Origin of the sequence: Mycobacterium sp. (assembly GCF_035603715.1) — a bacterium.
Lineage (GTDB): Bacteria > Actinomycetota > Actinomycetes > Mycobacteriales > Mycobacteriaceae > Mycobacterium.
The window spans coordinates 1-12,231 of record NZ_DATNJW010000579.1; the positions used below are offsets into that span (position 1 = coordinate 1).

Consider the following 12,231-nt stretch of genomic DNA (forward strand, 5'->3'; position numbering starts at 1 on the left):
GGCGACGAACTCGGTGAGCATCGCCCGCTCGTCGGCTTCATCATGACCGGGGAAAATCAGCAGCGACGTGATTACCCGGACCAGCCAGCGGCCGCGTCCCGCAACGTTGGCGGGGTGGTCGTCGCCGAGCGAGCTGACGAATGCGGCCGCCAGTGCGGTGATCACGTCGGACTGCTCGGCCAACTCGGCGCCCAGCGGGGGAGCGGTCGTCGCGAACCAGGCTGACAGCGCCGGGCTTTCGCGGACCAGGCGAAGCGTGGTGACGATGCCGGTCACCAGCCGCTCCCGCGGGTCCTCGATGTCGTCGACGTCGATTGACTCGGAGAGCCGATGGGTTTCGCGGGCCACGTAGGCAGTGCGCAGCGCTTCACGGTTCTCGAAATAGCGGTACAGCGTCGCGCGGGAACACCCTGCGGCCTTGGCGATCTCGTTCATGCCCACCGAACCGGGATCGTGGCGGGTGAACAACTCCTCGGCGGCGTCGAGGATGCGATCGGCGGCCACCTCGGTGCGGCGTTCGGCGAGCCAGTCGTTGGCCGCCATCTACGACGTGACCCGGAGCGGGACCGATAGCGGACGTCGCACATAGCTGCCGCCGGCCCAGACAATGCCCGCCTCGTTGACCTCGAAATCAGGGCAGCGCGACAGTAATTCGGTCAACGCGACCCTTGACTGCATTCGGGCCGCGGCAGCACCCAGACAATGGTGTGCGCCGTGGCTGAAGGTCAGGATGTTGCGCGGGCAGCGGGTGACGTCGAGTTCGCCCGCGTCCGGGCCGTATTGGCGCTCGTCACGGTTTCCCGAGCCGTAGACCAGCAGCACCCGGCGACCAGCCGGCACGGTGGTGTCGCCGATCGTCACGTCGCGAGTGACGGTGCGGGCCAAGGCCTGCGCCGGTGAGGTGAGCCGCAAGAACTCGTCGACGGCGTCCGGGATGCCGTCGAGGTTGTCCACCAACAACTCTCGCTGATCAGGCCGTTGGTGGAGTAGCGGCATCGACCCGCCGAGCATCCCGGTCACGGTGTCGTTGCCGCCGGTGACCATGGTGAACGTGAAGCCCAATATCGATAAGACGCCGGCGATGTCGCCGTCGGCGCCGACCCCGGCGGCGACCAGGTGCGAGATGGTGTCGTCCTCGGGTTCGGTCCGTCGCCGTTCGATCAGTTGGGTGAAGTAGGCCATCATCGACCCGACCGCGTCGCCGACGGTTTCCAGCGCGCCGGCAACGCCGCCGTCGGCGGTGTTGGCCGCCACAATCGCCTGGGTCCAGCCGTCGAACTGTGTCCAATCCTCCTCGGGCACTCCGAGGTAGTGCGCGACCACCATCGACGGCAGCGGCTTGAACAGTTCGGCGACGATGTCGCCACCACCGTTGGCGCGTAGCCGCTCGATGCGCTCGACGACGAACTCGCGCACCTTGGGCTCCACCGCCTCGACCTGGCGCGGCGTGAATCCGCGTGACACCAATTTGCGGAACTCGGTGTGCACCGGTGGATCTTGCATCACGAACGGCGGATTGTCCTTCAGCCCAATCATTTCCAGATCGCCGTAGTTGACGGTCAACCCCTTGGCGGAGGAGAACGTCTCGTGGTCACGCGCCGCGGCCCAGATGTCGGCGTGCCTGGTCAGCACGTAGTAATCGTCCTCGGGCTTGTGCGCGGGCACCACGTGGTGCACCGGATCGTGATCGCGCAGCGCGCGGTACATCGGCCACGGGTTGGGCCAGGTCTCGGCGTTGGCGAGCTGGAAGCGAGGCGCGCGAGACAAAGTCGACGTCATGTCTTATTGATACGACAATGAGCTAAGTGTGTCAACGGTCGCGAGCCTCAAGGATGTGTCGATTGCCTGGGCGCCGGAAAGCGGCATTCACTGGACAGCGGGCGGACCTCGGGCCTGTACTTAGGTCACATCCTCACGGGTTACCGGGAAATCACGGAGGCAGGCATGGCGAAGGCGGGCGGTCGGGCGAGTCATGGCAAGACGCTGGAAGAGCGAGCGCAGGCCGGGCCGGGCGCGGATCTCGTTCTCGAGGGCGGGGGAGTCAAGGGGATCGGCCTGGTCGGGGCCGTCCTGACCCTGCATGAGGCCGGTTTTGTCTTCCCCCGGATCGGGGGCACGTCGGCCGGCGCCATTGTGGCCGCCCTTATCGCCGCATACCAGGTCAAGAAAGTCCCGCTCACCCAGCTTCAGACGGACATGGCCGAGCTGGACTACACCCAGTTCATGCAGAAGACCTGGGCCGAGAAGCACCTGGGCCTACTCGGGAACGCCACCGCGCTGCTGAGCCACCAGGGCCTATACGCCAGCTCCTACGTCCAGGAGTGGCTCACCTCGAAGCTGGAGCCGCTGGGCATCCGCACTTTCGCTGACCTCAAGATCACCGGGGACGAGGGCACCGGCCTGGCCCCGTACCAGCGCTATCGGCTGGTCACCCACACCTCGGACCTGAGCCGCGGCGCCCTGGTCCGGCTTCCCTGGGACCTGCCCTACTACCTTCTGAGCGGCGAGGATCAGGCTGATCCGACCCGCCAGGTCGCGGCCATCGACAGCTACCCGATCGTGGACGCGGTCCGCGCGTCGATGTCGATCCCGTTCTTCTTCCAGCCCTTCGAGCAGAAGACGGCCCTGGGCGCCTGCACCTGGGTCGACGGCGGGCTCTTGCAGAACTTCCCGGTCACCGTGTTCGACCGGACCGACGGCCGGCCGAACCGGTGGCCGACGTTCGGGATCAAGCTCTCGTCGCGTCCAGGGCTGAACACCCCGGACGTGCCGGTGCAGGGCGATCTCCGCGAGATCATCTCGATCGCGCAGACGGCCATGGGCGAGTGGAACCGCTATCCGCTGGCCGATGGGGGCGTCGGCGCGCGGACGGTGTTCGTTGACACGATGGGCATCGCCGCCACCGATTTCGGGCTGACGACCGACCAGCGTGACAAGTTGTTCGCCAACGGCCAGGCCGCGGCGGCCAAGTTCCTGACCGACTGGGCCAAGGCTTACCCGCCCGCCGCGACACCACCGGTGCAGAAATCGCCGACATCGACCTGACGGATTCTTCTGCGCCGCGAGCTAGATTTGCCAGTCGTTGGAGCCGTCGTGCCTGGAGTAGGTGCCGCCGCTGGTGTTGGCCACCACAATGGGATCACCGGCGTTGAAGTTGTCGAAGAACCATTTCGCGTTGGTCGGGCTGATGTTGATGCAGCCATGACTGACGTCGCGCTTGCCCTGGTCGTCCACCGACCACGGCGCGCTGTGTACGAAGTCGCCGCTGTCATCGAAGCGGACGGCTAGCTCGACCGTTGTCTTGTATCCGTACGTTGAGCCGACCGGCACGCCGTAGGTCGAGGAATCCATGACCACCGACGGCATCTTCTCTTGGACGTAGTAAGTGCCGTTCGGGGTTTGATGGCCGCCCGAAGCCATCCCCATCGACATCGGAATGGTCTTCTCCACGGCCCCATTGCGGGTGACGGTCAGTTGGTGCGTGGTGTCGTCGGCCGTAGCCAGCAGGCTGTCTCCGGTTTGGAAGCTGGACACTGTGCCACCCGCATCGACGGTCACCGCGGTGTGCGCGGGCCAAAAGTTCAGCGGACGCCAGCGCAGCTGCGTCGGCTTCATCCAGTAGAACTTGCCGGGAACCGGCGGGACCGACGAGATGTGGACGGCGCCTTCGGCTGCGCCCGCGTCATCGACGAGCCCCGGGAAATTGATGATGATCGGCTGGGCCACACCCACTGTCGCCCCGTTGGCAGGGACCAACCTCGGCGGCGCGAACGGCGCCGCGCCGGTGAACGGTGTCGGGTCCTGGCCCGCACCGGGGCCTGGTGGATCGCCGGGAGGCGGATCCGCTATCGCCGGACCTGCGCCCAGCGCCAGCGCGAAGCCCAATATCGAAGCCACTCCGGCTGCCTTCAGAGCGGGGAAGAGGCTTCCCCTCGTCGAGCCCAGCATCTATGTCCCTCCAGTCTCATCGTCGAATCAGTCTTGCATGGCGCCCCACGCCCCGTCCGGGCGTTGATTTTCGCTCGAAGGCGGGCAAAAGGCACTCGTCTCGGCACGTCGCTTGAGATATGTCAGACCCCCGCGCCCGGGTTCAAGATGCCCTGCGGGTCCAACGCGTCCTTGATGCGGCGGTTGAGCGCCATGGCGTCCGGGCCCAGGTAGCGACTTAGCCAGGGATGCTTGAGCCGACCCACCCCGTGTTCGCCGGTGATCGTGCCGCCCAGATCCATGGCGAGATCCATGATCTCGCCGTACGCCAACTGGGCCCGCTCGCTCATCGCGACGTCGTCGGGGTCATACACGATCAGGGGATGGGTGTTGCCGTCGCCAGCGTGCGCGATCACCGCGATCATCAGGTCGCGCTGCTCAGCAATGCGAGCGATCCCACCGACCAGGTCGGCCAGCGCCGGCAAAGGCACGCCGACGTCTTCGAGTAGCAGCGGCCCCTTCTCCTCGACTGCGGGGATGGCGAATCGGCGGGCAGCGACGAACGCCTCGCCCTCGTCCGGGTCGTCGGTCGAAAAGACTTCCGTCGCACCGAATTCGGTAAACGTCGCGGCCATGAACTCGGCGTCGTCCCTACCCGCTTGGCCGCGTTCGTCGGAGGTGCCGACCAGCATCGCGGCCGCACCGCGGTCCAGGCCCATCCGCAGCTTGTCCTCGACCGCGTTGATGGTGGCCGAGTCCATGAACTCCAGCATCGCCGGGCGCAGCCGTGAGGTCACCCCGAGCACCGCCTTGGCGGCGGCTTCAATCGAGGCGAAGTTGGCGACCACCGTGCTCATCGGCTGCTGTGGCGGCACCAATCGCAGCGTCACCTCGGTGATGACACCCAGTGTGCCTTCGCTGCCGACGAACAACTTGGTCAGGCTCAGTCCCGCAACGTCTTTGAGCCGGGGGCCGCCCAGCCGGACCGCGGTGCCGTCGGCCAAAACGACCTGCACGCCGAGGACGTAGTCAGTGGTGACGCCGTATTTCACGCAGCACAGGCCGCCGGCGTTGGTCGCGATGTTGCCGCCGATGCTGCAGATTTCGTACGACGACGGGTCGGGCGGATACCACAGGCCGTGTTCGGCGACCGTCTTCTTGACCTCGGCGTTGAGCAGCCCCGGCTGGCAGACCGCGGTCCGGGTGACCGGATCGACGACGATGTCGCGCATCTTTTCCGTGGACAGCACGATCCCGCCGTCCACTGCGGTCGCGCCGCCCGACAGGCCGGTGCCCATACCGCGGGTCACCACCGGAACGTGGTTGGCGGTGGCCCACCGCAGCACGGTCTGAACCTCTTCGGTCCGCCGCGGGCGCACCACGGCGAGCGGCTTTCCGGCCGACGGATCCAGGGCACGGTCCTGCCGGTAGCCCTCGGTGATCGCGGGATCGGTGACGACCGTTCCCTCGGGCAGCTCGGCGATCAGGCCGGCCAGCGCGTCTGCGGCCATGGCCTCGATCTTACGGAGATCCTCATACCACCCGACCGGCGCGTTCGTGCACAGTGGAACGGTGAACCTCGCCCATCCGCGGACCGGTGCGCTCTTCGACTCCCCGGTGCCGCCAGGCAGCGGGTGGCCTGGCGATCCCGCGACGGCGCGCACGGCGGTCGCGTCGGATCAGGCGCAGGTGGTGGCGATGGCCGCCGCCACGAAAACGTTGGCCCAGCTCGACGCCGAGGTGTCGGTGTGCCGGGCCTGTCCGCGGCTGGTCGAGTGGCGCGAGGAGTCGGCGCTGGCAAAACGGCGGTCGTTCGCCGATCAACCGTATTGGGGTAGGCCGGTGCCGGGATGGGGCGCCGACCGTCCGCGGGTGTTGATCGTCGGCCTGGCTCCGGCGGCCAACGGCGCCAACCGGACTGGCCGGGTTTTCACCGGCGACCGGTCCGGCGATGTGTTGTATGCGGCAATGCACCGGGCTGGCCTGGCGAGCTCACCGATCGCCGTCGACGCCGCCGACGGCCTGACGCTCAACGGCACCCGGGTGGTGGCCGCGGTGCGGTGCGCGCCGCCGGCGAATGCGCCGACGCCGGCGGAGCGATCAACCTGTGCGCCGTGGCTGACCGCCGAGTGGCAGCTGGTGGGCGGCGACGTGCGAGTGATCGTGGCGCTGGGCGCATTTGGCTGGCGCTCTGCGCTCGACATGATTCGAGCCGGCGGTGGCGAGGTGCCCAGGCCGCAGCCGAAATTCGGCCACGCGGCCACCGCGACCGTGCAGGCCGCTCACGGCGAGGTAGTACTGCTGGGCTGCTACCACCCCAGCCAGCAGAACACCTTCACCGGCAAACTGACCCCCGCGATGCTCGACGACATCTTCGCGAAGGCGAACGAGATGGCGGAACTATCCAGGTGAGCGCCGACGTTGACCCCACCATGCGGCTTTCCGTTCTCGACCTTGTCCCCGTCCGCACCGACCAGAGCACCGCGGACGCACTGGCAGCCACCGTGCGCCTGGCCCAAACCGCCGACCGCCTGGGCTACACGCGCTACTGGCTGGCCGAACACCACAACATGCCCTCGGTCGGTGCCACCAGCCCGCCGGTGCTGATCGCCTACCTGGCGGCACAGACCACCCAGCTACGGCTGGGCTCCGGCGGCGTGATGCTGCCCAACCACGCGCCGCTCGCGGTCGCCGAGCAATTCGCACTGCTGGAAGCCGCTGCCCCGGGTCGCATCGACCTCGGCATCGGGCGCGCTCCCGGCTCGGATCCGGTGACGTCGGTGCTGTTACGCGGGCCCGCCGGGCGGGACGACCGCGACATCGACCAGTTTCCGCAGTACCTGGACCACGTGCGGGCGATGATGAGCGCTCGCGGCGTGCCGGTGCAACTGCGCGGCGGCGACGACTACATCCTCAAGGCCACTCCCGCAGCGGCGAGCGAACCTCGGCTGTGGCTGCTCGGGTCGTCGATGTACTCCGCGCAACTGGCCGCGGCCAAGGGCTTGCCCTATGTGTTCGCCCACCACTTCTCCGGCCAGGGGACCGAAGAGGCGCTGGCGCTCTACCGGTCCGAGTTCGTGCCCAGTGAGCTGGCCGCCGAACCGGTGACCTTCCTGACCGTCAACGCGGCGGTGGCCGAAACCCGTGATGAGGCAACGGCTTTGATTCTGCCCAACCTGCACATGATGGCCCGGTTGCGGACCGGGCAGCCACTGGGGCCGGTGGAACTGGTCGAGGATATCCGCGGCACGGAGCTGACACCGCAGCAGCAGCACATCGTCGACAGCGGACTCAAACGCGCCGTCGTCGGGTCGCCCGCCGAGGCCGCCGAACAGCTGACTGCGCTGGCAGAGCGGTTCGGCGTCGACGAGGTGATGGTGCATCCGGTCGCGTCGGCGCACCGCGGCACCGATCCGGCGACTGCCCCCGCTCGCGAGACGACGCTGGAACTGCTGGCCAAAGAGCTGTTTTAAGCCGGCTTGAGGATCACGACGGGGATGGGCCGCGACGTCTTCTTCTGATACGCCACGTAGCGGTTGCTGTTGTTCTTGTTGACGATCTGCCATAGCCGCGCATAGTCCGGATCATCGGGTAGTACGGGTTTGGCTGTCACGTCGAAACGCTTTGGTCCGACATTGATTTCGACGTTCGGATTGGCCTTCAGGTTGTGGTACCAGCCCGGCGCCTTCGGATAGCCGCCTTTCGAAGCGACGATCAAGTAGTTCCCGCCGTCGCGGGCATAGCTCAGCGACGTCGTGCGGGCCGTGCCGGTTTTGGCGCCGACGGTGTGCAACAGCAGGCTGGGTACCCCCAGTGTCCGATGTCCGATCCAGCCGTTCGTTTTCTGATAGACGGCGTCGTGAATCCGAAACACTCGCGGCAACACACCCTGCTCAAGCCAGGACGGAAGGGGCATACGTCCAGTATTAGCCGCCGGCGTCGATCTCCGCCAGCGCGTCCCGCAGGATCCGGCCGGTCGCCTCGCGGTCGGGGTCGCGGCGCAGCAGTAGCCCCTTGGCGACCGACAGTTTGTCGCCGTTGCGCCGCGGCAGCATGTGCAGGTGGATGTGGAACACGCTCTGGAAGGCCGCGCGGCCGTCGTTGATGCCGATGTTGGTGGCGTCGGCCAACTCGGTTGCGCGGGCCGCTTTGGCGATCCGCTGTCCGATCGTCACCATGCCGGCCACGGTTTCGGGTGCTGTGTCGGTGAGATCGACCGAGTGCTGCTTGGGCACCACCAAGGTGTGGCCGCGGGTGAACGGCCGGATGTCGAGGAAGGCCAGATAGCCGTCATCTTCGTAGATGCGGATGGCCGGGGCCTGGCCGGCGACGATCGCACAGAACACACAGGACATCAGGTCACCGTAGCGGTCCGCCGCGGCGGTCAAGTGAGTAGTCTGCCTCGACGTGGACGTGCGCGATCTGGCCTTCGCCGGAGCTGCTGAGCAAGCGCGGATGCTGACCGCGGCCACCATCACCGCGCCCGCGCTGCTCGAGATCTATCTGGATCGCATCGCGCGGCTGGATCCCCAACTGCGTAGCTATCGCGTGGTGCTGGCCGACACCGCCCGGCAGGAGGCCCTGGCCGCGCAGCGCCGCCTCGACGCCGGCGAGCGGCTGCCGCTGCTCGGTGTCCCGGTCGCGATCAAAGACGACAACGATGTCGCCGGTGAACTCACGCCGTGTGGCAGCAGCGCGGTGACCACGCCGGCCACCCAGGACGCGGAAGTGGTCCGCCGGCTGCGCGCGGCGGGCGCGGTCATCATCGGGAAAACCGCTGTGCCCGAACTGATGATCTTCCCGTTCACCGAATCGCTGACGTTCGGGGCGACCCGCAACCCGTGGGACACCGCGCTCACGCCGGGCGGCAGCAGCGGCGGCAGCGGTGCCGCGGTGGCCGCCGGGCTGGCGCCGCTGGCGCTGGGCTCCGACGGCGGCGGCTCGATCCGCATCCCGTCCGGCTGGTGCGGCCTGTTCGGGATCAAGCCGCAGCGCGATCGGGTGCCGCTGGCACCGCACGACGACGCGTGGTGCGGTCTGAGCGTCAACGGCCCGATCGCCCGGTCAGTGCAAGACGCCGCGCTGTTCCTCGACGTGACGACGACGATGCCGGCTCCCGACGGTGGGTTCGTCGCCGCGGCCGCCAAACATCCAGGCCGGTTGCGAATTGCCTTGAGCACCAAGGTTCCACCGCCGCTGATGGCCAAGATCGGCAAGGAGCAGCGGGCCGCGGTCGACGAGGCGGGTGAATTGCTGCGCGATCTCGGCCATGACGTCGTTGTCCGCGACCCGGACTATCCGCCGGCCGCCGTCTACGCCAACTTCCTGCCCCGCTATTTCCGGGGCATCTACGACGACGTGCGGGTGATGCCGCATCAAGAGCGACTCGAGAAGCGAACCCGCAACATGGCGCGTATCGGGTCGCTGTTGTCCGATAAGCGGATGGCGACCGTACGCGCCGGAGAGTCGGCGGTGGCCAAGCGGATTCAGTCGATCTTCGACGACGTCGACGTCGTCATCACGCCGGGCAACGCCACTGGGCCGTCCCGGATCGGGGCCTATCAACGCCGCGGCGGCATATCGAGCCTGCTGTTTGTCTCGCAGCGGGTGCCGTTCTTCGAAATCTGGAATCTGACCGGTCAACCCGCTGCATCGGTGCCGTGGGGGCTCGACCGCGGCGGCGTTCCGCTGTCGATTCAGTTGGTCGGCCGCCCGAGTGACGAGGCGACGCTGCTGTCGCTGAGCGGGCAGATCGAGGCCGCCCGCCCGTGGGCGCAGCGGCGACCGCCGGTGTCATGACGGCGCGATAGCCCGCCAGGCCTGAAGTTTCTGACCCGCCGGCATCGCGCGGGCCGGGCTGGTCGACGGCAACAGCTGATACTCAATGTCGACGTCAACCAGTCGCGCGTAGAGCCGTTCCGCTGCGCGGCCGTTGAAGCACACCCGGGTGATCGACGGGTACGCCGCGAACAGCTTGCCAAAGTCGTTGGCCACCAAGCTTTTCATGTCGAACTTGGCATCGGAGCTGCCGGCGCGGCGGCATTTGTGCAACACATCCCATACCGCGATGCCGGCCGATTGCAATGCGGCCAAACGGGTTTCGTAGGGTGCCGACGCGTCGAAGCCGAACAGGTCAGCGGTGATCGGCCAGAACGCATTGCGCGGGTTGCCGTAATACTGTTGGACGGCCAAGGACTGGACACTGGGAAACGACCCCAGGATCAGCAGGTCGGCGTTGTCGTCGACGACGGGCGGGAAGCCCTCCAAAAGCGGCGTGGTCATCGGATGCACATCATGCCTCGCCGCGTTATACGTTGGCCGAGTGGATGAGCCCGAGGTCGAAAAGCTGCTCGAGGGTTTGGAGGGCAGCGCCCGCGCCGAGCGCGCCGAGCTGATCGGGTGGCTGTTCGAGCAGGGCATCACCGCCGACGAGATCCGGGCGTCGCCGGTGCCGATGCTGGTGGCGTCGCGCCGGCTGATCGGTGACGACGGCGACTACGTGTCGACCCGGGAGATCAGCGACGAATACGGCATCGACCTGGAGCTGCTGCAACGCGTGCAACGCGCCATCGGCTTGGTGCGAGTCGACGACCCCGACGCGGCCGTGCACCTGCGCGCCGACGGGGCCGCCGCCGCCCACGCCAAGGAGTTCCTCGAGCTCGGCATCCATCCCGACGAGGTGGTGCAGGTCGTTCGTATTCTCGCCGAAGGGCTTTCACACGCCGCCGAGGTGATGCGATACACCGCGTTGTCGACCATCCTGCAACCCGGTGCCAGCGAACTGCATACCGCGCAGGCCTCGCACGCGCTGGTGTCGCGCATCACGCCGTTGCTCGGACCAATGATCGAAGACATGCTGTTCATGCAGCTGCGGCACATGATGGAGACTGAGGCCGTCAACGCCAGCGAGCGGACAGCGGGCGCGCCTCTACCCGGGGCGCGGCACATCACCGCTGCGTTCGCCGACCTGGTCGGCTTCACCCAACTGGGTGAGGAGGTGCCGCCCGAAGAGCTTGGGCAGCTGGCCAACCGGCTCGCCGATCTCGCCCGTGACGTTGCGGTGCCACCGGTGCGATTCATCAAGACGATCGGTGACGCGGTGATGTTCGTGTGCACGGAACCGGCGCCCTTGTTGGACGCCGTGCTCAAGCTGGTCGATATCACCGACGGCGATAACGACTTTCCCCAATTGCGGGCGGGCATCGCATCGGGTGCCGCGGTGAGCCGGGCCGGGGACTGGTTCGGCAGCCCGGTGAACACGGCCAGCCGGGTGACGGCGGCTGCCCGGCCGGGAGCGGTGCTGGCCGCCGAGTCGGTGCGGGATGAACTCGGCGACGACGCGGGGTTCAGCTGGTCGTTCGCCGGCGCCCGGCGACTCAAAGGCATCAAAGGCGAAGTGAAGCTGTTCCGCGCTCGGCGCGGCGAGAGCTAGTCGCGGCATCGCGGTGTTCGCGGGGAGTGAAACCGCTTTGACGACGGTTGTAACGCTGTAATTATGTAAGCATGAAACAGCATCATGGACATGGGCGGCGCCACGGCCGCCCCGGCGGCTGGCAGCAAGCCGGTCAACCCGAAGCCGGCGACGCCGCGGACTGGTTCGCCGGACGCCTGCCCGACGCCTGGTTCGAGGGTGACCCGACGGTCGTCGTCGACCGGGAAGAGATCACCGTCATCGGAAAACTGCCGGGCTCGGAGGAAGGCGAGAGTGACGCGCACGCGGCGGGTCGGGCCTCACGCTTCCGCGAGGAGACGCGCTCGGAACGGATGAACATCGCCGACGAGGCGCAGAACCGCTACGGCCGCAAGGTTTCCTGGGGCGTCGAGGTCGGCGGCGAGCCGGTCTTGTTCACCCATATCGCGGTTCCGGTGATGACCCGGTTGAAGCAGCCGGAGCGACAGGTGCTCGACACGCTGGTCGACGCGGGCGTGGCACGGTCCCGCTCCGATGCGCTGGCCTGGTCGGTCAAGCTGGTCGGCGAGCACACCGAAGAGTGGCTGGCCAAGTTGCGCGACGCGATGTCTGCGGTCGACGATGTGCGCGCCGAGGGGCCCGAGCTCTAGAGCGCTCGCTCCGGGGTTGCCCCCGCTTTTCAATTTGAAGCCATATGCGATATCACGTCCGACGGCGATATGGCATATGGCTTCGTTTCCGAACACCATGTAATGGTCGGAGGCCCGTACTAGCCGCGTTTAGGCGCGGGTCATCCGGTAGTACGCACCATGCCGCGCCATCAGCTCGCTGTGGTTGCCCTTCTCCACGATCTTGCCGGCCTCCATCACGAGGATGACGTCGGCGTCGCGGAT

Annotated in this window: 13 protein-coding genes; 6 read left to right on the plus strand and 7 right to left on the minus strand. The window is 67.4% G+C overall.

Annotation, left to right across the window (positions count from 1 at the left end; genetic code table 11):
* Both VN856_RS23655 and VN856_RS23660 read right to left on the minus strand, forming a co-directional pair.
* Positions 1-543 (minus strand): helix-turn-helix domain-containing protein (locus VN856_RS23655; RefSeq protein WP_325693714.1); only part of this gene is annotated, 543 nt, incomplete at its 3' end.
* A complete protein-coding gene (locus VN856_RS23660) occupies positions 544-1,779 on the minus strand; it encodes a cytochrome P450 (RefSeq protein WP_325693717.1) in 1,236 nt (411 codons plus the stop codon). It abuts the gene before it with no gap.
* A gap of 165 nt (positions 1,780-1,944) precedes the next feature.
* Here VN856_RS23660 and VN856_RS23665 point away from each other — a divergent pair, with 165 nt between their 5' ends.
* Complete coding sequence (locus VN856_RS23665) at positions 1,945-3,045, plus strand: patatin-like phospholipase family protein (protein ID WP_325693719.1); 1,101 nt, start codon at positions 1,945-1,947, stop codon at positions 3,043-3,045.
* Between the two features lie 21 nt (positions 3,046-3,066).
* Here the strand turns inward: VN856_RS23665 and VN856_RS23670 are convergent, their stop codons facing one another.
* Together VN856_RS23670 and VN856_RS23675 are read right to left on the minus strand one after the other, a co-directional pair.
* Positions 3,067-3,948: a L,D-transpeptidase gene (locus VN856_RS23670; protein ID WP_325693720.1), complete on the minus strand. Its 882-nt coding sequence runs from the start codon at positions 3,946-3,948 to the stop codon at positions 3,067-3,069.
* A gap of 122 nt (positions 3,949-4,070) precedes the next feature.
* Positions 4,071-5,438 (minus strand): FAD-binding oxidoreductase, encoded by a 1,368-nt coding sequence (locus VN856_RS23675; RefSeq protein WP_325693723.1) that lies wholly within the window; start codon positions 5,436-5,438, stop codon positions 4,071-4,073.
* A gap of 61 nt (positions 5,439-5,499) precedes the next feature.
* Between VN856_RS23675 and VN856_RS23680 the strand changes: the two genes are divergently transcribed.
* Both VN856_RS23680 and VN856_RS23685 read left to right on the plus strand, forming a co-directional pair.
* Positions 5,500-6,339 carry a uracil-DNA glycosylase gene (locus VN856_RS23680; protein ID WP_325693725.1) on the plus strand — a complete coding sequence of 280 codons (840 nt, stop codon included), beginning with the start codon at positions 5,500-5,502 and terminating at the stop codon, positions 6,337-6,339.
* 20 nt (positions 6,340-6,359) lie between these two features.
* Entirely contained in the window at positions 6,360-7,400 is a 1,041-nt protein-coding gene (locus VN856_RS23685) for an LLM class flavin-dependent oxidoreductase (protein WP_325693736.1), read from the plus strand.
* On the opposite strand, the gene VN856_RS23690 is transcribed toward VN856_RS23685, so the two are convergent.
* Entirely contained in the window at positions 7,397-7,843 is a 447-nt protein-coding gene (locus tag VN856_RS23690; RefSeq protein ID WP_325693727.1) for a nitroreductase family deazaflavin-dependent oxidoreductase, read from the minus strand. The two genes, VN856_RS23685 and VN856_RS23690, sit on opposite strands and share 4 nt — an antisense overlap.
* Before the next feature lie 10 nt (positions 7,844-7,853).
* A complete protein-coding gene (locus VN856_RS23695) occupies positions 7,854-8,282 on the minus strand; it encodes an HIT family protein (RefSeq protein ID WP_325693739.1) in 429 nt (142 codons plus the stop codon).
* 52 nt (positions 8,283-8,334) lie between these two features.
* Between VN856_RS23695 and VN856_RS23700 the strand changes: the two genes are divergently transcribed.
* Positions 8,335-9,726 carry an amidase gene (locus tag VN856_RS23700; protein WP_325693730.1) on the plus strand — a complete coding sequence of 464 codons (1,392 nt, stop codon included), beginning with the start codon at positions 8,335-8,337 and terminating at the stop codon, positions 9,724-9,726.
* Here the strand turns inward: VN856_RS23700 and VN856_RS23705 are convergent.
* A complete protein-coding gene (locus VN856_RS23705; protein WP_325693732.1) occupies positions 9,721-10,209 on the minus strand; it encodes a DNA-deoxyinosine glycosylase in 489 nt (162 codons plus the stop codon). The genes VN856_RS23700 and VN856_RS23705 overlap by 6 nt on opposite strands.
* A gap of 40 nt (positions 10,210-10,249) precedes the next feature.
* On the opposite strand from VN856_RS23705, the gene VN856_RS23710 reads away from it, so the two are divergent.
* The gene (locus VN856_RS23710; RefSeq protein WP_414687036.1) at positions 10,250-11,359 is read left to right on the plus strand and encodes an adenylate/guanylate cyclase domain-containing protein; all 1,110 of its coding nucleotides are present in this window, start codon (positions 10,250-10,252) and stop codon (positions 11,357-11,359) included.
* Positions 11,360-11,430: 71 nt separating this feature from the next.
* Positions 11,431-11,988, plus strand: a complete 558-nt coding sequence (locus VN856_RS23715) for a hypothetical protein (protein WP_325693735.1) — start codon at positions 11,431-11,433, stop codon at positions 11,986-11,988.
* Positions 11,989-12,231: the final 243 nt, after the last annotated feature.